Here is an 18,371-nt window from a genome sequence, read left to right as displayed (position 1 = left end):
ATGCCCAATGCCCAATGCCCAATGCCCAATGCCCAATGCCCAATGCCCAATGCCCAATGCCCAATTTATAAAACTTTTGTATAGATAACGACCAACATCGCCTGATTGTCAAGTATTTTGTTGAAATTAGAAATACATGCTTGACCTCTACACTAATACCCTGTGTTAGATTGAGCATACTGACTATAAATTTTCCCTCTGACGCAGCTGTCATTATGGTGATTACAAAAAATAGGCTTGTTTTGGGTGCTACGGTAGTAACACTCTCTACGATCGCAGTTACTAGCCTTGGCATTCACTCACGAGGTCAGGCTTTATTTAAAGCAAGTCCCAAAGAACTAGTAGATGAAGTTTGGCAAATAGTCCAACGCCAATATGTAGATGGTACTTTTAATCAGGTAGATTGGCAGGCTGTTCGTAACGAGTACGTGAAGAACAAGTCCTACAGTAATCAAGAGGAAGCTTATAAGTCCATTCGGGAAATGCTTAAAAAGCTAGATGACCCATACACCCGATTTATGGATCCAAAGGAATTCCAGAATATGCAAGTGGATACCTCTGGAGAATTGACAGGAATTGGTATCACAATCAGTCAAGATGAAAAAACCAAGCAACTGGTTGTAATTGCCCCAATTGAAGATACGCCAGCTTTTAAAGCTGGTATTTTGGCCAAAGATATCATCCTCAAAATTGATAACAAAAGCACTAAGGGGATGGATACAAATCAGGCAGTATCTTTGATTCGAGGTGAAGCCGGAACCCAAGTCATCCTAACCATTCAGCGAAACGGTCAGACAAGGCAATTTAACATCAAACGGGCGCGGATCGAAATTCATCCAGTTAAATATTCTCAAAAGCAAACCCCAGCAGGTAACCTTGGTTACATTCGTCTGAACCAATTCAGTGCCAATGCTGGTAAAGAAATGCAAGCCGCTATCAGAGATTTAGAAAGCAAAAAGGTATCTGGATATATCCTCGATTTACGTGGAAATCCAGGGGGTTTATTATTCTCTAGTATAGAAATTGCCCGGATGTGGTTAAATAAAGGCACAATCGTTTCCACCATTGACCGTGGAGGGGAGCGAGAACGAGAGGTGGCAAACGGACGGGCCCTAACAAATAAACCTTTGGTGGTATTAGTAGATAAAGGTTCGGCTAGTGCCAGTGAAATCCTGTCAGGAGCTTTGCAGGACAATAAGCGTGCAGTTTTAGTTGGTACTCAAACCTTTGGTAAGGGATTAGTACAATCAGTACGTCCCCTAGAAGATGGCTCCGGTTTAGCGGTGACCATTGCAAAATACCACACACCGAGCGATCGCGATATCAATAAACATGGCATCGATCCAGATGTGAAAGTAGATTTAAGTGATGCTCAGCGACAAGACTTGTGGCTCAATGAACGTGACAAACTCGCTACCCTACAAGACCCCCAATTCGCTAAAGCAGTGGAAGTAATGCGTAAACAACTTGCTGCCAAAGGCACAGCTACAGCGGAAAAATAACTTCTTTGGGTATGAGGCATAGAGGGCAGGGGAAAAGGTTAAAGGTTAAAGGGAAAAGGAATAAATTTAATCTTTCCCCTTTTCCCCGGTTGGTGAGCTTGTCGAACCATACCCTTTTCCCTTTCCCCATAACCTGTTTGCCCCGCTCAAACTGGTTGACACTTCCCACTTCTAATGAGTCCGATACGGCGGGCGATCGCTTCTTCTTGGGAACTATAAGGCCCCCACTGTTCTAAAATCTCTGAATTGTCCTCTTCTATTTGATGGCTGGGGACTATTTCGCAATTACCAATAGAAAGCTTGACAATATACCATTGTTGTGTATTATCCATAGTGGACGTTCTTTAATAAAGATAGATAGATCGAGAAAAATTTAATATTGCAGTCGCTTCACTATCTGCAAAAGAGCTAGGTTGACTAATGCTTACAAATTTAACAGAAATGCTCCCACTCCATGTCGGTGAAACCGGAAACCATAAATGTATTTAAAGTTGAATTTAGCGATCGCTTTTCCCAAACTTCACTATCCTACTGTTGGGGAACTCCAAAAAATAAATTATTCCAGTTAATGCGTTGACTGTTAACGGTTCACAGTTAACAGTCAACAATAGTAACGGAATCTTTTTTACTTGGAAGTCCCTTGGATTAAATTGCGTTTTATCTTGTAACGATACTTGAAGGAATAGTATTTCAGGACTTACGCACAGGTAACGGAGAATCGTAGACGCGTTAGCGAAGCGGTAGCAACGTTCGCGCAGCGTCTCGCAGAAAAGGAGCCTCAGCGGCTTGCCGCAGGCTACCACAGAGGACGCAGCGAAAAGTCGGAGCGCCGGCTTCCGGCGTACACCGAAGGGGTTGCCGCAGGCATCTGAACTTTTCAAGACAGAGGGCACGGAGAAATAAGAGCAAGAGAGAGTTTTTGCGTAAGTCCTGTATTTATCTAAGAATAATGATAAATTTTTTCAATAAAATCTATATTTTTGTAACTCACTTGTCTAGGTGTAGTAGCTCTAATACTGATTCTGACGTTTTTTGCTGCTTACCTAACCAACTGAATGATTACCTTGACTAATCAATGAGGTTAAGAGAGACTAACTAAAGACTGATGTATGGACTGGTAAGATTAATAAATTTTGTAAAGATTCTGAGATATATATATTGAAAGATGGAACATTGGTTAACAAATGGCAAGTTTGTGTCTAAGTAAAAATGTTCCGATGGCTATATTTGTAGCCTTCTGCTAAGGCAGTAGAATTCAAATGTACTTATCGTGGTTGGCCAAGAGCATGGAGACATTAGAGTTCATAATCTATCCAGATGGTCGGGTACAAGAAAAAGTCACTGGCATTGTGGGTGCTTCTTGCGCTGAGGTTACAGCAGCAATAGAAGCGCAGCTGGGGCAAGTACTTAAGCATGAGCCAACCTCAGAATACTTCGCCGCCAAGGTGCAGCAATCGAACGTGGCGAACACCCAAACCACTCACAGCGATTGGTAAGTTTTCCCTGTAGTTTAGTGTCATTTAATTCAAACCACCATGTCACACTTTAGCCAAATTAAGACTCAAATCCGTAACCTTGATTCTTTGAAAGATGCTCTGACTGAATTAGGTATAGACTGGAAGCCAGGCCCAAACCAAGTACGTGGCTATCGCGGTCAAACTCATCCTGCGGAAGTGACTATCGAGCAGGAAAATGGCTGCGACATCGGCTTTAGATGGAATGGCAAAGAATACGAACTGGTGGCTGACTTGCAATATTGGCAGCAAAATCTTTCTGTGGATGGATTTTTGCGCCAGGTAACACAGCGCTATGCTTACCAAACAGTAATGAAAGAAACTGCTCGTGTTGGCTTTCAAGTCGCTGAAGAACAAAAAAATGAAGATGGTTCAATTCGCCTGGTAGTACAACGCTGGAGTGCGTAATGGCTGATTTTCTGCCGTCGCCGGAAGAAGAAGATAACCGTTCCGGTTTGGAACCAGAACTAGGGGGTTTTTTACGGGATGCCCCAGAACGTTCTGGTTTAGAACCGGAACTTGGTGGTGTGTTTCGTCAAACAGGTGTTTATGTTGACGAAATTACCTGTATTGGTTGTAAGCACTGCGCTCATGTTGCGCGTAACACCTTTTACATTGAACCAGATTATGGGCGATCGCGAGTAATTCGCCAAGATGGGGACGCCGAAGAAATCATCCAAGAAGCAATTGACACTTGTCCGGTTGATTGCATCCATTGGGTTGATTACACTGAACTCAAAAAGTTAGAAGAAGAGCGCAAATATCAAGTAATTCCTGTAGTAGGTTATCCGGTGGAACAAGCGGTGGCTGCTAGCGAACGGCGACGTAAAAAGCAAAAGTTAAGGAGCAAGAAATCCCGTTATTAAGATAAAAAAATTAAACCAATAAATATAGTAAAGGACTGGTAGAGCCAGTCCTTTAATTTTTTAACACCAAGCATATTGCTTGATAATTGAGCATTGGACAAAAAATATCCCCTACTTGACAAGCGTAGTTGGCAATAGACGCAAAAAGTAGGGGTTTGTAGAATTTTATTTTATTGTTAAAACTACTTAACAGACACAGCATCGACATCAATGGTGCTTGCAGTGGAGGTAGTACCCTCAGTGGTATTTGATGCTTCGGTATTTAAATTACCTTTACGAGCTTTCCAGCCTTCAATCACTAACCCAGATACTTCACTTACCAGCAGAGTCAAAAGGAAAACATCATCAATCTGCCCAACGATGGGAAAAACATCAGGGAGAATATCAAATGGGCTTGCCAAATAAACTAATGTACCTAAAACTACCCACCAGCGGTATTTAGGGTTACGAAGCAAATCACGATACCAGGTATAAACTGATTGAATTGAAAATTTCATATCTTGAACCTCCAGTTATTTTTAATTCTGACAAATTATCTTCTAAACTCCCGGTGGGAATAACCGTCCCAATTAGTCTGGAAGACGCTACAAATCCAGAGGGGAGTGGGGAGATGAGGGCAGGGGAGGTAGGGGAAAAGGTTAATGGTTAAAGGGAAAAGGAATAAATTTAATCTTTCCCCTTTTCCCCTTTTCCCCTTACCCCTTTCCCTTTCCCTATGCCCTATGCCCATTAATCTCTAAAATTAATAATGCTTGGGGATAGTTGCTTTAGTTTTGGAGGGAGGAAATTTAAACAGTGGATATCTTAGATTTGTTTTATAAGGGCGGGCCAGCGATGTGGCCTTTGCTGGTTCTGTCAATTTTGTCTTTGAGTGTAATTTTTGAGCGTTTGTGGTTCTGGCTGCGAATTTTAACTCAAGAAAAGCAAATAGTCGATCGCGTCCTAGATGCTGCCCATGATGATTGGCAAGTGGCTGCTGATATTGCAAGACAAGCAAATAATCAGCCTGTGGGGCGTTTTCTTTATGCACCTTTACACTTGGGCAAAAGCGATGCGGAAACCTTTCGCTTAGCTTTGGAGTCCACAGCCGAAGATGAATTAGCTGGAATGCGGCGGGGCGAAAAACTTTTAGAAGCGGTAATTGCCCTGGCACCACTACTAGGATTATTGGGTACAGTTTTGGGTTTAATCCAGTCTTTGCGGGCAATTCGGATTGGGGATTTGGGAACTGAATCTACTGCTGGGGTAACTACTGGTATTGGTGAATCGTTGATTAGTACAGCAGCAGGACTAATAGTTGCCATCATTAGCTTGGTATTCTATCGCCTATTTCAAGGTTTTGTAGTTAACCAAGTCAAAGTTTTTCGTCGGGCAGGGAATGAGTTGGAATTACTTTACCGCCAGTCTCCGCCAGATTTTAGTAATATTACATCACCAGTTGTGCGAGACAATTTAACCCTACCGCGCAAACAAGGGAAAAACAGGTTTTCTGAACCTCCCCAACCCCCGAATTCACCTGAATAGTAGTCAAAAATTCAACTTCTAAACCAGGCTATTAAATTGAGAAAATGAAAGTTAATCTGCATACTCCCATCGAAGAAGTCCAAATTCAAATCATTCCTTTAATTGATGTTGTTTTTTGTATTTTGACTTTTTTTTTGTTAGCGGCACTACAATTTACACGCCAACAGGCAATAAATGTTGATTTGCCGAAAGCCAGCACCAAATCTGTATCTGCGATCGCATCACAAAGCGGCAATCAGATTGTAACCATCGATGCCGTTGGCAACACTTACATAGAAAAACAACCCGTAAAACGTGACGATTTGGCACAAAGGTTAAAACTTTACCTGCAAGCAAATCCCAATGGCGTTATAGTGCTGAATGCTTCCCGCACAGCAACTTATAATGATGTGATTGAAACACTAGATTTGCTGCGGCAAGTAGGGGGCGATCGCGTTTCTTTAGGAATTATTCCTGGCCCATCTCAACCACCAACGAACCCACTCAACCAATCTCCTGTGCCTTCTTTCCCAGTTAATCCCGGTGAAGCACCAGTTCCAGGCATCAACCCTGAAGGTAATCTTACCCCCAGATTTCCCTCCGTGCCGGGACAAAACATCAGCCCGATTAATCCCGATATTTCCAACCCAGCAGTACCTGTAGCACCTGGAAGCCAATCTACTCCAAAAAGGTGAAATGGGGCGGGTTGACTGGTGACTGGGGCATGTGGCAGAGGGGCAGAGGGGAAAAACTCATCTCCCCTTCTCCCCTGCTTTCTGCCTCCTTATTTCCCCGGTTCCTAAACCTAAAGATATCCAGAATAAAATTTGAGTAGAGAAAAAAATTCTGTTAATTTACAAATAATTGGTTGAGTTTTAAAGATTGATCCATAGGTAGGCTGAGTAGCTTATCATCAGTTGCCATTCACGTTTCAGGGGTTGTGGCATGAATATAGTGACGCTTTTAATTGTTTGGATAGTAACAGCTATCAGCTTGTTAATAATTAGTAAATTGCCTGTGGGAGTTGAAATTGATACTCCAGGCAAAGCCTTCTTTTCCGCAGCTGTACTAGGTATTGTAACAGCAATAGTCCGACCGATTTTAAGCCTTGTCTTCGCAGTACCAAATTTACTGACGTTCGACTTGTTGTCCAGCATTTTCACTTTTATGATTGCTGTAGTTTGTTTTAGTATTGCGGCTTGGTTAGTGGAAGGATTTCGTTTGCGCTACGGGGTTTGGAGTGCTGTTATTGGAGCATTTGCACTGACTGTAATTAACAGCTTAATCTACAAAATATTGGGTGTATAAAATTAAAAGTTAGGAGTTAGGAGTTAGGAGTTGAAGAAAATTCTACATTCCAAATTCAAAACTTAATAGGAGTTAAGAGTTAAACAAGATTTTGCATTCTAAATTCCTAACTCCTCACTCTTAACTCCTAACTTCTCATTCATCACTATTCATTGGAATTTGGGGGAGCAACTTGAGTAGTTGATTGTTGTTTGCGTTGTTCGCGCTTTTTGCGATCTGCTGAAAGCATATCTGCCATTACTGCCAGTGCTTGCACCATTTTGTCTAGATTAGAACGGTATAGTTCCAAATCCTTGATGAATTTATCATCAGATAAATGTAACCCAGCAGCGATAGCTTTCAATGCTTCGGTGAGTCGTTTTTCATCTTTGACTAGTTCTGCATCTGATAATTCCAACAGAGAAAATACACCGATTGCAAACAACCGATTGTATTTAAAGTTAGAATTATTGGCGATCGCTTGCAATTGTGCTTGCAAGTCAGCATCTCTATCTAAGTTACTGGTTTGACTCAGCCAAGCAATTAAATCTTGAATTGGCAAATCTTTAGCTACATTTCGCAATCTTTCAGCATCTTGTCGATAGCGTTGCGGGTCTTGTTCTATAGCCTGACATAGGGCGTTAAAAATAGATTCTCGATCCCGTTCTGGTTGATAGCCTTCCATGAAGCGGTCAAAAGTAGTGACGACGCCCAAGGCATAAATTGGATTGTAGCTAAAATCAATATTTACTGACAGCAGATGCATTTCCACCATCAATTCTTCTACTACCCGACGGTAAATAGTGTTAATCGGACGGGTATGCAGATTGTAGAAAGTTCGCTTTGTATCAGAGACAGTACGGACGTTATTCACAAAGAAAATCTTAAGGGCGACGTATTCTTATTTTCCCGCTTAAAGGGTACTTTGCCAAGTTAAGGTTTTCGTTAGCGACACTCTACAGACCGAAAACTTTTCCACAAGAACTGTCATTTTATCCATATACAGCGTTTTTCAGGTAAATGAAAAGTACACCACAGGTAGGGGCAAACGCCTGTAGTTCAAGGGAAGTTTGAGCCTACAGCTTTACAATTATCTGTATCTCACAAAGTGTAATGAAAATTTTTTACCACAAAAAAAATAAAAATAATAATTCACAATTGACAGTCAATTTAGTCTAAAATTTAAAATCAAGTCAAAAAAGCGGCTGAAATTTAGCTAAATCTTACAAAAGAAACTTGCCATCCTCCCAAAAAATGGAGAGCGCCGAAAGCCGACGCTCTTAAGTTCGTAGTGATTGTCAACCACGAATATCTTCAAATTTGACAAGACCATCGCCAAAATTTTTCGGTCTAATGACAGTTTCTTTTACAATATAAAGAAATCAAAATCAGTTTGTGAGTTAATAGCCACAAGGGCTAAAAACAACTTTAAAAACTCATCAATCTCCTTTATGAACTTCTCGCCACAGTTGATTGCTTTAGGTGAGTACCTAGCCGGTGAATTTGACAATCGAGAACAAGCCATAGCAGAACCAGTTTGGTATGTCCACCTGCGCCTGTGGCAAAGACCAGTTAATCTATTCCCAGAAGATAGCATCACCTTGTTTGCCGAACAGGCTAATATCATTAATCTAGATCGACCCTACCGCCAACGAATTATGCGGTTGTCTCAGGGAAGTGATTCTGATGCGCCTCTGAAAGTGCAATATTATATGCTTCAAAATCCAGAAGCATTCCAAGGCGCAGGGGATAATTCAACATTACTAAACACACTCTCACCAGATCTATTAGATTTACTGCCAGGTTGTATCCTCAAAGTTAATTGCGAAACATTAGCTGGCGATCGCTACAAGTTTACCGCTACTCCATTACCACAAACTCGTTGCACTTTTACTTATCTGGGAAATACCGTGGAAGTTTCCTTGGGCTTTGAAGCCACACAAGCAGAATTTTACAGCTACGACAAAGGAATTAACTCAGTAACTGGACAAGCCACTTGGGGAGCGATTATGGGGCCTTATCGTTACACAAAGCGAAATCAGTATTGAGTAAGATCGAGTTATGAATTATGAGTTATGAGTTATGAAGTTTCAATAAACTCCTCACCCCTCACCCCTCACTCTTAACTCCTCACTCCTCACTCTTAACTCCTAACCCCTAACTCCTAACTCTTTTCTTAGCTGGCGATACTACGAGGTACACCTTCTAAAGCTTCCTCTTCAGTTTCAAAAATTTCAAACACAGTATCCATCATTGTCACTTCAAAGACTAGTTTGGCTTCTGGATGTACATTACAGATACGGAAACTACCCTTGACTTTATCTGCATCGCGCATTCCAGCTACCAAAGAGGTGAGACCGGAACTATCAATAAAATTGACCTGACCCAGATTTACAACTACATGGCGACTGAGTTTAGAAATACACTCCTGTAACTTTAAGCGAAATTGCCAAGCGGTGGTGATGTCTAGGCGACCTGCTGGTGTTAAGACAATCACGGTATTTCCGTCTTGGGTTGTATAACTTTTTTGGTCTATATGAATCACTTAAGCCCTCCCCGTGGCATTCTTTTTAAATTAACTAGCTACAGAACCGTTATAATGCTGCCACTTGAGATTAGCAAGCTACAGCTAAAATTGTCACTTTTTTCTGCTAAGTGCTTATCTTTAGTAGTTTAACTCACCAAAACAGTGCTGAGTAGCAATTTTAAATGGGCATTGGGCATTGGGCATTGGGCATTGGGCATTGGGAATTAGAAGTGTGGGAGGTGTGGGAGGATGGGGAAGAAATCTTTTCCCCCTCTGTCCCCACACTTTTCCATGCCCCACACTTTTCCATGCCCCATGCCCCATGCCCCATGCCCCATGCCCCATGCCCCATGCCCCATGCCCTATTTCCAATTGATCCAATCTTGGGGTTTCAAGAAGGTTTCATACAACTCGGCTTCTGGGGTATTGGGCTCTGGCTGATAGCCGTATTCCCAGCGCACCAAAGGTGGTAGGGACATGAGAATTGATTCAGTGCGTCCGTTGGTTTGCAGGCCAAAAATTGTACCTCGGTCGTAAACCAAGTTGAATTCTACATATCGTCCCCGGCGATAGAGTTGGAAATTGCGTTGGCGATCGCCATATTCAATTCCATGCCGCCGTTCTACAATTGGCACATAAGCTGGTAAAAATGCTCTGCCACAGTCTTGTACAAAAGCAAACAAATCTTCCCAACTACGTAGCGCTGGTTCTCCCACGTGATTGCTATGAATAGCTGCTTGTCCATTGGGATCGGGGCCGCGATATAAAGTACCCCGACCATCTTGGTAATCAAAAAATAGACCACCTACACCCCTGGTTTCACCGCGATGCTTGAGGTAGAAATATTCGTCACACCAACGCTTAAACACTGGGTAATAATCTGGGTGGTGTTGGTCGCAAGCTTGTTTTAAAGTTTTATGTAAATGTATGACATCTTCAGCAAAGGGATAGTATGGAGTCAAGTCTAGACCACCGCCAAACCACCATACAGGCCCTGCTTCAAAGTAGCGATAGTTTAAATGCACTGTAGGTACGTAGGGATTACGGGGGTGTAACACCATTGAAGTACCAGTAGCATAAAACCCGTGTCCTGCGGCTTCAGGACGTTGAGCTAAGATTGAGGGCGGTAAATGTGAACCCCAAACTTCAGAAAAATTAACGCCACCTTGTTCAAATATTGCACCTTCGCGGAGGACACGCGATCGCCCTCCACCCCCTTCTGGGCGTTCCCAACTATCTTCATTAAATTTACCTACACCATCCAGTTCTGCCAAAGTTTCCGTAATCTCATCTTGCAGCTGTTTCATAAACTGACTGACTCTTGTTTTGGCGTCAGTTGGTGGCAAAGACTTGGATGATTCCGCTGCTACAGTTGGTATTTGCGAGTTGGTCAACATAGATTCCCGAACCTAAATTACAATTTCCAGAAAGCCACAAATTTCTCATCTTAAAATTTGGGGAAAACCGCACCAACAATCAAGCTCTATTTGCCCAACCTGCTTTTTTCTTACTGGTCAAGCATTTATTAGGATTGATGGGCATCACTAGAGTTATTTTCCCTCACAATGCGTATAGGCTTGTATGTTGAATAAGTTTTTTTTGAAATTTTTAATTGGAATATTCTCGTATAAACACTAAAATTTAGTCTTAACCTTGAGGTATCGAGGGTTTGACTCCTGTACTCAAAACTTCTGTGCCATATCTATTGTTTATGATGTTGGCGTTGCTGTGCCCAAAGTAATTTTGAGACAGTTTTGGTCTAGGGTTAAGCTGAGTTGCCCAAGATACCAGAGTTACCAGAAAGTGTCTAGCGAGGAGGGGGATTAGGAAAATGCAAGGTTGGTTATCCAAATTCATCCACCGCAAACGTCGTCGGTTTTGCGCTTCTCTGGTGCGGACATATCGAGAGATTAGTTCTGCTTCTGTAGATGAACTGTGGCACAAAGTAGTTGATTTAACAGATGTTTCTTGGCATCCACTACTTAAAAGTACTAACGTGCCCTACGGATTAGTACCCAAACCAGGATTAATTTTTCATGCTGTAACACGCTTTTCGCCGATTCCCATCCGGATTTTTGTGGAACGCGTTAATCCCAGAGAAATGCTGAGTATCCGAGTTTTAGCTATTCCTGGTATAGAAGAACGAGTAACCTACCAAGTAGAATCAACCGTTTGTGGAACTTGTTTATCTTATTCTGTAACACTACGCGGTTGGTTGTCACCCCTAATTTGGTCTTTATCTCGTCCCTATGCAGACCGCGTTGCTCGTTCTTTAGTGGAAGCAGTAGAAAAGGCGGCATTACCAGCAGTATCTGGGAAGAAAAAATCTCTTAATGACAGTTGTTTTGATTTTTAGATATGGGGCATGGAGCAAATGCCCAATAAAGTTAAGATTCTATTAGGTAATCATCCAGTTTCCTAAGTTTTATTACGGCAGCGATCGCGAAAATACCAATCTGCTCTTGCTTTTATTTGCATCCAGTTAATAGCTAAGATGCTGACTAGGATTGTATTTCGTCATTTTCAACAGAAGTCAAGAGCTTCTGCCTTTCTTAAATCAGAACTTCGGTAAATCTTGGAATACTTCGACTACGCTCAGTACAAGTTTTGAATTTTTATGTACGATGTCCTTGATTCTCGCTCTGTCCTAGAAGTGTTGCGACCAGTGCAAGACCCAGAACTTCGCAAAAGTCTGGTGGAATTAAATATGATTCGCAACGTCAAAATCAATGGTGGTAAAGTTAGCTTTACTTTAGTGTTAACTACTCCTGCCTGTCCTTTACGTGAATTTATTGTCGAAGATTGTCAAAAAGCTGTTAAAAAACTACCAGGCGTTACAGATGTCAGCGTAGAAGTAACCGCAGAAACACCACAACAAAAAAGTTTGCCAGACCGCACTGGTATTTCTGGAGTAAAAAATATCATTGCTGTTTCCAGTGGTAAAGGAGGCGTTGGTAAAAGTACTGTGGCGGTGAATGTCGCAGTGGCTTTAGCGCAAACTGGTGCGAAAGTCGGCTTACTAGACGCTGATATTTACGGGCCTAATGACCCAACAATGTTAGGGTTAGCTGATGCCGAAATTGCTGTGCGTTCCACTGAAAAAGGTGAAATCCTCGAACCTGCTTTTAATCACGGCGTCAAATTGGTTTCAATGGGCTTTTTGATTGACCGAGATCAACCAGTGATTTGGCGCGGGCCAATGCTAAATGGTGTAATTCGCCAGTTTCTCTATCAAGTGCAATGGGGAGAATTGGACTATTTAATTGTAGATATGCCACCGGGAACTGGAGATGCTCAGTTAACTTTAACCCAAGCAGTACCGATGGCAGGGGCAGTAATTGTTACCACACCGCAAAATGTCGCGCTGTTAGATTCCCGTAAGGGATTGCGGATGTTTCAGCAAATGAACGTCCCGGTATTGGGAATTGTGGAAAACATGAGTTATTTTATTCCCCCGGATATGCCAGATAAGCAGTATGACATTTTTGGTTCCGGTGGTGGTTCTAAAACTGCTGCTGAATTGGAAGTGCCGCTTTTGGGCTGTGTACCACTAGAAATTTCCACGCGAGTTGGTGGCGATAATGGTGTGCCAATAGTCGTTGCTGACCCAGATTCAGCTTCAGCAAAAGCATTAAAAGCGATCGCTTTGAATATCGCTGGTAAAGTATCAGTTGCAGCTTTGACATAATAAATTTTAACTCTATCTGTTTCTTGGGCTATAGCCTGGGAATACTAGGGACTGGAGATTGGGGACTGGGGAGATGAGGAGATGGGGAGGTAGGGGAAAGGTTAAAGGGTAAAGGGAAAAGGGATAAATTGAACCTTTCCCCCGGTTGGTGAGCTTGTCGAACCATACCCCTTTCCCTTTCACCATTCCCTGGAAAGCCCTGTTTGGCCCATGCCCCGTGCCCAATGCCCAATGCCCAACAATTAAACTTAAAGTCTAGACTGACACAATGTTATTAAAAAGATCGCTCCCCAAAGTTCGCTGGAAGTCTTGGGTTAAGCCTTGGCAACATTTAGATTGGTTATTATTTTGTTTACCAGTTGCTGTCAGTATTTTTGGCGGCATCATGATCCTGAGTACGGAACTCAAGCAGCCAGTAACTGACTGGTGGTGGCACTGGTTAGTGGCTGGTATCGGTACACTGATGGCACTGTTTTTAGCTCGTATCCGTTATGACATTTTGATGCAGTACCACTGGGTAACCTACGCACTCACAAATTTCAGCTTAATTGCCGTGATGATTGCCGGTACTAGTGCTAAAGGGGCACAGCGGTGGATTAGTATCGCTGGCTTTAATGTGCAACCCTCAGAGTTTGCCAAAGTCGGTATGATTATTACCTTAGCAGCCTTATTACACAAGCGCACTGCTTCTAATCTCGAAAGTGTTTTCCGTATACTGGCAATCACCGCTGTACCTTGGGGACTAGTATTTTTACAGCCAGATTTAGCAACATCAATGGTATTTGGGGCCATCGTGTTGGGAATGCTTTACTGGGCCAATGCTAACCCTGGGTGGCTAATTCTAATGATTTCTCCTGTGATTGCTGCCATTTTGTTCAGCATATCTTGGCCTTTAACACAGCCGATAGTTTTATTCAAAGAGTTATCTTTTGGCCCCTTGGGCATAGTTTGGTCAATTGCTATGGCCATCATTGGTTGGCGAACTCTACCTTGGCGTCGATTTGGTTTGGGTACTATCGGTGCGTGGAGTCTGAATATCCTGGGTGGCGAATTAGGAGTTTTTGCCTGGAATCATATTTTGAAACCCTATCAAAAAGACCGACTAACCGTATTCATGGATCCAGATCACGATCCCCTTGGTGCTGGTTATCACTTAATTCAATCTCGCATTGCCATTGGTGCAGGTGAAATTTGGGGATGGGGTCTATTCAAAGGCCCCATGACCCAACTTAATTTTGTTCCAGAACAACACACAGACTTTATTTTCTCCGCAGTAGGCGAAGAATTCGGTTTTGTTGGTTGTTTGGTAGTACTCTTTGTTTTTTGCTTAATTTGCCTTCGTTTACTGCATGTTGCTCAAAATGCCACAGACAATTTCGGTTCATTGTTGGCTATTGGCGTTTTGTCCATGATTGTGTTTCAGTTAATTGTCAACGTTGGTATGACTGTCGGCTTAGCGCCTGTAGCAGGAATTCCCTTACCTTGGATGAGTTACGGACGTTCTGCTATGCTGACTAACTTCATTTCCTTAGGGATAGTAGAATCGGTAGCAAATTTTCGCCAACGGCAGAAGTATTATTGATTGGGCATTGGGCATTGGGCAAACAGCACTTTCCAGGGAATGGTGAAAGGGAAAGGGGTATGGTTCGACAAGCTCACCAACCGGGGGAAAGGTTAGATTTATCCCTTTACCCTTTACCCCTTTAACCTTTCCCCTACCTGATAGTCTCCCTTGTCTTCCTTGTCTCGCCATGCCCATGCCCAATGACTATTAACAAGTATTAAGCTATTAACAGGAAACAAGTGAGGCCAAAAAGATGATTCTGCCTGGAGCAACTGTTCGCGTCAAGAATCCCGCAGATACCTACTATCGCTCTGAAGGACTCGTGCAAAGAGTGAGTGATGGTAAGGTAGCTGTATTGTTTGAAGGTGGTAACTGGGATAAATTAATTACCTTCCGCCTGAAGGAATTAGAACTCGTGGAAACCACAACCGGACGTAAAAAAGGAAAATAGATTAGTTAGAAGTTAGGAGTTAGGAGTTAGGAGTTATTATTGTTCAACTCCTAACTCCTAACTCTTAGCTCAGTATTGCCATGCGCCTTCCTCTACCACAGTTTGACAGAAGCGATCGCCATCCCAATCACTTTGCCGAGGTGATTGAAACTAGTACTACTGAATTTTTGGCACAGTGTTTGGAACCAGAAGATTTAAGCTTTCCGTCAATGCCGCCTTTTGGTAGTTGGGTTTGTGCTGTGGATGAAGAATCTGGCAATCTTGTTTACGCTGTGGTATATCATGCCACAACCATGCCCATAGATTCCGTACACCGAGCTAGAGCTTTGGGATTGTCGTTGCAAGACTTACGTGAAGAACAACCCCAGATATTTGCTATGCTCAGAACAGAATTTCGAGCTGTCATTGTTGGATTTGAACTATCTTCACAAAATCCAAGTTATAACCGAAGAGTATATCAGTATCTACCACCCCGTCCTCCGCAAATTCATCAAGCTGTTTATCGGTGCGAAGCTGAAGCCATCGTTAAATTTACTGAAGAATTGGATTTTTTGCGGACACTCCTTTGCATCAACGGTGCGCCAGTGGACGCCTTGACCGCAGCTGCTATTCGAGATGTATATCAGTTACGTAAAGCTGACCGAGAATGGTTAATTAAAGCTGGGCGGAACCTGAGCGTATTACTTAAAGACGATTACGATCGCTTGCGGTTCATTTTGAGCCAAATCCACCCGTAGGTAGTTAGTTCTTAGACAATTGTCTAGTTTAGTGTAAGTTAAGATTTTTGATTTTTCCTCAAGCGGCTCCTACGTTCATTTATATCTATCGAGCGTTCGTCCTCAAGGCGATCGCAGTTTTACCATAGCCTCATCAATTCCTACCTATGGAACTAATATCACAAGTTCTTGCTCTGGAACCAACTTCGCAAGTTCTTAGCAAGGAACCAATTGTTTCCTTTGCTATTTTGCTCGCAGTAATCTTAGTTATACCTATTATGTTTGAGCGACTAAGATTACCAGGATTAGTGGGTTTAGTTTTCTCTGGACTAGTACTTGGCCCTTCCGGCTGGCATCTATTTCAATCCAACTCGCCGATGATTAACCTACTATCAGATATCGGGTTAGTATACTTGCTATTTGTTGCAGGGCTAGAAGTAGATTTAGAAAAGTTCCGCAAAAGAAAAAGTCGTGCCTTTGGATTTGCTAGCTTGACTTTCAGTGTGCCACTAATTATCGGAACTTTAGTAGGTTTGATTTTAGGCTATGGCTGGACTACTTCGATTTTAATTGCCTCTTTATTTGCTTCCTACACTCTTTTGGCATATCCCATAATCACTCGTTTGGGAGTGGTAAATAATGAAGCTGTTACTGTCACCATTGGAGCCACTATTTTTACAGATATTGGCGCAATCTTAATATTGGGCGTTTGTGTGGCTATAGTTCGTAATCAGGTATTCAGCTTTGGTCAATTACTCACATTGTCCGGTTGGTTAATAATTTACTCTGTTGCCGTTGTTGCAGGATTTGATTGGGCAGGTAAAGAGTTTTTTCGCCGTTCGGGAGACGATGAAGGAAACAAATTTTTGTTTGTGTTGCTTTCTGTATTTCTTGCTGTTGTAGGCGCTCAATTAATAAAAGTAGACAAAATTGTTGGTGCTTTTTTGGTGGGTTTGGCAGTTAATGAAGCTGTCGGTGAAGGGCCAGTGAAAGAAAAGGTGGTATTTATTGGCAGTGTACTATTTATTCCGATTTTCTTTGTTGACCTTGGTTTACTAATCAATTTACCTGCTTATTTGCATAATCTCAGCGCCATCAAATTAACGCTGTTAATTATAGTCTGCTTGATTGCCAGCAAATCCATCGCAGCTTTGTTGACCAAACTAGTTTACCGCTACAACTGGCAAGAAATCCTCACCATGTGGTCGCTATCAATTCCCCAGGTGAGTACAACCTTAGCCGGAACGTTAGTAGGATATCGGGCTGGATTATTCTCATCAGAAATATTACACAGCATTATTATTTTAATGGTGGTAACCTCTACCTTGGGGCCATTCATTACTAGTCGAATAGCCGTTGGTTTGACCTCTTCCCCAACCGTAGATGCACCAGCAACAAATTTAGCCGATGGCGATACACCAGAAACAGATAATGCTTTGACTGTAGTTGTACCTGTGTATAATCCTCAAACGCAGCAGTACTTAATTGAAATGGCAGCATTATTGGCGCGTCAGTCAAAGGGTAAAATTGTACCGCTAGCGATCGCTAATGCTACTGCTCACATGGATGCACCGCAGTTAGAAGCCTCTCTAGAACGCAGCGAACGCTTATTAACAAAAGCCACCGCCCAAAGTCGAGTATTGGGTGTAGCCGCAGAATCGATACTGCGAATTGATGATGCTTTTGCTCAGGGAATTAGCAGAGCTGCCCGCGAACAAAAAGCTAGTTTAATTGTCATGGGTTGGGGTAAACGTACTGGCTTGCGAGCATTATTATTTGGAAATGTGGTTGATGGAGTGCTTTGGGCAGCCCATTGTCCTGTAGCAGTCACACGTTTAGTGGAATCACCAAAAAAAATTCAGCGTATCCTAGTACCAATAGAAAATTTAACAGCACCGATATTGCAGCCCGTACAATTTGCTCAAATGTTGGCACAGGCAAATCAAAGCCACATTACTGTACTCAATGTGTGCGATCGCCGCACCAGTTCTAGTAAAATTGCTTGGAGGCGATCGCACCTCTCACTTCTAGTGTCTAAATTAGCTCTGCCCAATACCCCAGAAATTCAAATTATCGCTCATGAAAATGTAGCTCAAGCAATTTTGCAAGCAGCACGGTTATATGATTTAGTGGTTTTACCTTTTATACGCAATCGCACCAGCCCCGGAGGATTAGCTATTAGCGATGTCACAACTGAGTTAGCTAGACAACTCACCTGTTCCATTGTCATGCTCGGAGAACCACAACGAACTCAAACCAATGTAGTTATTTCCAATACTGGTACTGGCAATAGCATTACATCTGCTGTATGATGTAAATCAAAAGACTGGGGCTGTGATGGCATACCCTGGTAAAGAACTTGGAAGTAAAAAAATATTCCATACAAGACTGTTAACTGTGAACCGTCAACAGTCAACAGTCTGAATGGCTAAGAAGAACTAATTTTCGCCACACTCTTCGTCTTGGCAATAAATGAATCGACTCTAATGGTTAGGGACTTCCAAGTAAAAAATATTTCACAGAAGACTGTTGACCGTTGACCGTTGACAGTCAGTAGTCAACGACCCCAAGCGGAATAATTTATTTTTTGGAGTTACCCGTGCAGTAAAAACATTTTATATTATTGAAGATTTGATGAACTTTAGGTAAAAGACAACAACTGTTAGACAATGTTTGTTATTTTGCTGGTTAAATTGTTAACAAAGTAGGTTAAAACATAACAAAAGTACAACCTTAAACAGTTTTTGATTAGG

Annotated in this window: 20 protein-coding genes; 14 read left to right on the top strand and 6 right to left on the bottom strand. The window is 42.3% G+C overall.

The features are described 5' to 3' along the window. The first annotated feature begins 215 nt into the window (after window positions 1-215). A complete protein-coding gene (gene ctpC, locus VF06_RS22485; protein ID WP_099067697.1) occupies window positions 216-1,502 on the top strand; it encodes a carboxyl-terminal processing protease CtpC in 1,287 nt (428 codons plus the stop codon). Between the two features lie 146 nt (window positions 1,503-1,648). Here the strand turns inward: ctpC and VF06_RS22480 are convergent, their stop codons facing one another. Then, window positions 1,649-1,834, bottom strand: a complete 186-nt coding sequence (locus VF06_RS22480) for a DDE transposase family protein (RefSeq protein WP_099067698.1) — start codon at window positions 1,832-1,834, stop codon at window positions 1,649-1,651. Window positions 1,835-2,788: 954 nt separating this feature from the next. On the opposite strand from VF06_RS22480, the gene VF06_RS22475 reads away from it, so the two are divergent. Genes VF06_RS22475 through VF06_RS22465 form a run of 3 tightly spaced genes read left to right on the top strand, consistent with a single transcriptional unit; the run spans window position 2,789 to window position 3,882 of the window. Then, on the top strand, window positions 2,789-2,998 hold the full coding sequence (locus VF06_RS22475) for a DUF2997 domain-containing protein (RefSeq protein WP_099067699.1): 210 nt from the start codon (window positions 2,789-2,791) through the stop codon (window positions 2,996-2,998). Window positions 2,999-3,037: 39 nt separating this feature from the next. Beyond that, window positions 3,038-3,424 carry a DUF1257 domain-containing protein gene (locus tag VF06_RS22470; RefSeq protein WP_099067700.1) on the top strand — a complete coding sequence of 129 codons (387 nt, stop codon included), beginning with the start codon at window positions 3,038-3,040 and terminating at the stop codon, window positions 3,422-3,424. Beyond that, complete coding sequence (locus VF06_RS22465) at window positions 3,424-3,882, top strand: ferredoxin (protein ID WP_099067701.1); 459 nt, start codon at window positions 3,424-3,426, stop codon at window positions 3,880-3,882. The genes VF06_RS22470 and VF06_RS22465 overlap by 1 nt, the downstream gene beginning before the upstream one ends. A gap of 182 nt (window positions 3,883-4,064) precedes the next feature. On the opposite strand, the gene VF06_RS22460 is transcribed toward VF06_RS22465, so the two are convergent. Further along, entirely contained in the window at window positions 4,065-4,379 is a 315-nt protein-coding gene (locus VF06_RS22460; RefSeq protein ID WP_099067702.1) for a YkvA family protein, read from the bottom strand. A 298-nt stretch (window positions 4,380-4,677) separates the two neighbouring features. Here VF06_RS22460 and VF06_RS22455 point away from each other — a divergent pair, with 298 nt between their 5' ends. The 3 genes from VF06_RS22455 (at window position 4,678) to VF06_RS22445 (ending at window position 6,693) form a co-directional block, all read left to right on the top strand. Further along, a complete protein-coding gene (locus VF06_RS22455) occupies window positions 4,678-5,406 on the top strand; it encodes a MotA/TolQ/ExbB proton channel family protein (protein WP_099067703.1) in 729 nt (242 codons plus the stop codon). Between the two features lie 44 nt (window positions 5,407-5,450). Beyond that, entirely contained in the window at window positions 5,451-6,080 is a 630-nt protein-coding gene (locus VF06_RS22450; RefSeq protein WP_099067704.1) for an ExbD/TolR family protein, read from the top strand. 250 nt (window positions 6,081-6,330) lie between these two features. Continuing rightward, complete coding sequence (locus VF06_RS22445; RefSeq protein WP_099067705.1) at window positions 6,331-6,693, top strand: phage holin family protein; 363 nt, start codon at window positions 6,331-6,333, stop codon at window positions 6,691-6,693. A gap of 145 nt (window positions 6,694-6,838) precedes the next feature. Here VF06_RS22445 and psb29 read toward each other — a convergent pair whose 3' ends face one another. Next, window positions 6,839-7,546: a photosystem II biogenesis protein Psp29 gene (gene psb29 / locus VF06_RS22440; protein ID WP_099067706.1), complete on the bottom strand. Its 708-nt coding sequence runs from the start codon at window positions 7,544-7,546 to the stop codon at window positions 6,839-6,841. A gap of 577 nt (window positions 7,547-8,123) precedes the next feature. On the opposite strand from psb29, the gene VF06_RS22435 reads away from it, so the two are divergent. Beyond that, window positions 8,124-8,720: a chromophore lyase CpcT/CpeT gene (locus VF06_RS22435; protein ID WP_099067707.1), complete on the top strand. Its 597-nt coding sequence runs from the start codon at window positions 8,124-8,126 to the stop codon at window positions 8,718-8,720. 128 nt (window positions 8,721-8,848) lie between these two features. On the opposite strand, the gene VF06_RS22430 is transcribed toward VF06_RS22435, so the two are convergent. The 3 genes from VF06_RS22430 to hemF all read right to left on the bottom strand — a co-directional run bounded on the left by VF06_RS22430 (window position 8,849) and on the right by hemF (window position 10,596). Continuing rightward, on the bottom strand, window positions 8,849-9,217 hold the full coding sequence (locus VF06_RS22430; protein ID WP_096535210.1) for an STAS domain-containing protein: 369 nt from the start codon (window positions 9,215-9,217) through the stop codon (window positions 8,849-8,851). A 120-nt stretch (window positions 9,218-9,337) separates the two neighbouring features. Continuing rightward, window positions 9,338-9,544, bottom strand: coding sequence for a hypothetical protein (locus tag VF06_RS22425; RefSeq protein ID WP_180267313.1), 207 nt, complete (start codon window positions 9,542-9,544; stop codon window positions 9,338-9,340). 17 nt (window positions 9,545-9,561) lie between these two features. Next, a complete protein-coding gene (gene hemF, locus VF06_RS22420) occupies window positions 9,562-10,596 on the bottom strand; it encodes an oxygen-dependent coproporphyrinogen oxidase (protein ID WP_099067709.1) in 1,035 nt (344 codons plus the stop codon). A 434-nt stretch (window positions 10,597-11,030) separates the two neighbouring features. Between hemF and VF06_RS22415 the strand changes: the two genes are divergently transcribed. The 6 genes from VF06_RS22415 to VF06_RS22390 all read left to right on the top strand — a co-directional run bounded on the left by VF06_RS22415 (window position 11,031) and on the right by VF06_RS22390 (window position 17,930). After that, a complete protein-coding gene (locus VF06_RS22415) occupies window positions 11,031-11,555 on the top strand; it encodes a polyketide cyclase / dehydrase and lipid transport (protein WP_099067710.1) in 525 nt (174 codons plus the stop codon). A 261-nt stretch (window positions 11,556-11,816) separates the two neighbouring features. After that, window positions 11,817-12,887, top strand: coding sequence for an Mrp/NBP35 family ATP-binding protein (locus tag VF06_RS22410; protein ID WP_099067711.1), 1,071 nt, complete (start codon window positions 11,817-11,819; stop codon window positions 12,885-12,887). Window positions 12,888-13,155: 268 nt separating this feature from the next. After that, window positions 13,156-14,469 carry a rod shape-determining protein RodA gene (gene rodA, locus VF06_RS22405; protein WP_099067712.1) on the top strand — a complete coding sequence of 438 codons (1,314 nt, stop codon included), beginning with the start codon at window positions 13,156-13,158 and terminating at the stop codon, window positions 14,467-14,469. Window positions 14,470-14,704: 235 nt separating this feature from the next. Then, complete coding sequence (locus VF06_RS22400) at window positions 14,705-14,902, top strand: NAD(P)H dehydrogenase subunit NdhS (protein ID WP_099067713.1); 198 nt, start codon at window positions 14,705-14,707, stop codon at window positions 14,900-14,902. 80 nt (window positions 14,903-14,982) lie between these two features. Beyond that, window positions 14,983-15,639 carry an HAS-barrel domain-containing protein gene (locus VF06_RS22395; protein WP_099067714.1) on the top strand — a complete coding sequence of 219 codons (657 nt, stop codon included), beginning with the start codon at window positions 14,983-14,985 and terminating at the stop codon, window positions 15,637-15,639. Window positions 15,640-15,785: 146 nt separating this feature from the next. Further along, a complete protein-coding gene (locus VF06_RS22390) occupies window positions 15,786-17,930 on the top strand; it encodes a cation:proton antiporter domain-containing protein (protein WP_099067715.1) in 2,145 nt (714 codons plus the stop codon). Window positions 17,931-18,371: the final 441 nt, after the last annotated feature.

The sequence above is a fragment of the Nostoc linckia z4 genome, from assembly GCF_002608075.1.
Classification (GTDB): Bacteria; Cyanobacteriota; Cyanobacteriia; order Cyanobacteriales; family Nostocaceae; genus Nostoc; species Nostoc linckia.
This window is presented reverse-complemented; position numbering and strand designations above follow the sequence as displayed.

Excerpts from the sequence above, each read along its gene's own strand:
- ctpC (WP_099067697.1), top strand. The coding sequence starts at position 216 with ATGGTGATTACAAAAAATAGGCTTGTTTTGGGTGCTACGGTAGTAACA.
- VF06_RS22480 (WP_099067698.1), bottom strand. The coding sequence starts at position 1,834 with ATGGATAATACACAACAATGGTATATTGTCAAGCTTTCTATTGGTAAT.
- VF06_RS22475 (WP_099067699.1), top strand. The coding sequence starts at position 2,789 with ATGGAGACATTAGAGTTCATAATCTATCCAGATGGTCGGGTACAAGAA.
- VF06_RS22470 (WP_099067700.1), top strand. The coding sequence starts at position 3,038 with ATGTCACACTTTAGCCAAATTAAGACTCAAATCCGTAACCTTGATTCT.
- VF06_RS22465 (WP_099067701.1), top strand. The coding sequence starts at position 3,424 with ATGGCTGATTTTCTGCCGTCGCCGGAAGAAGAAGATAACCGTTCCGGT.
- VF06_RS22460 (WP_099067702.1), bottom strand. The coding sequence starts at position 4,379 with ATGAAATTTTCAATTCAATCAGTTTATACCTGGTATCGTGATTTGCTT.
- VF06_RS22450 (WP_099067704.1), top strand. The coding sequence starts at position 5,451 with ATGAAAGTTAATCTGCATACTCCCATCGAAGAAGTCCAAATTCAAATC.
- VF06_RS22445 (WP_099067705.1), top strand. The coding sequence starts at position 6,331 with ATGAATATAGTGACGCTTTTAATTGTTTGGATAGTAACAGCTATCAGC.
- VF06_RS22435 (WP_099067707.1), top strand. The coding sequence starts at position 8,124 with ATGAACTTCTCGCCACAGTTGATTGCTTTAGGTGAGTACCTAGCCGGT.
- VF06_RS22425 (WP_180267313.1), bottom strand. The coding sequence starts at position 9,544 with ATGGGGCATGGGGCATGGGGCATGGGGCATGGGGCATGGAAAAGTGTG.
- hemF (WP_099067709.1), bottom strand. The coding sequence starts at position 10,596 with ATGTTGACCAACTCGCAAATACCAACTGTAGCAGCGGAATCATCCAAG.
- VF06_RS22415 (WP_099067710.1), top strand. The coding sequence starts at position 11,031 with ATGCAAGGTTGGTTATCCAAATTCATCCACCGCAAACGTCGTCGGTTT.
- VF06_RS22410 (WP_099067711.1), top strand. The coding sequence starts at position 11,817 with ATGTACGATGTCCTTGATTCTCGCTCTGTCCTAGAAGTGTTGCGACCA.
- rodA (WP_099067712.1), top strand. The coding sequence starts at position 13,156 with ATGTTATTAAAAAGATCGCTCCCCAAAGTTCGCTGGAAGTCTTGGGTT.
- VF06_RS22400 (WP_099067713.1), top strand. The coding sequence starts at position 14,705 with ATGATTCTGCCTGGAGCAACTGTTCGCGTCAAGAATCCCGCAGATACC.
- VF06_RS22395 (WP_099067714.1), top strand. The coding sequence starts at position 14,983 with ATGCGCCTTCCTCTACCACAGTTTGACAGAAGCGATCGCCATCCCAAT.
- VF06_RS22390 (WP_099067715.1), top strand. The coding sequence starts at position 15,786 with ATGGAACTAATATCACAAGTTCTTGCTCTGGAACCAACTTCGCAAGTT.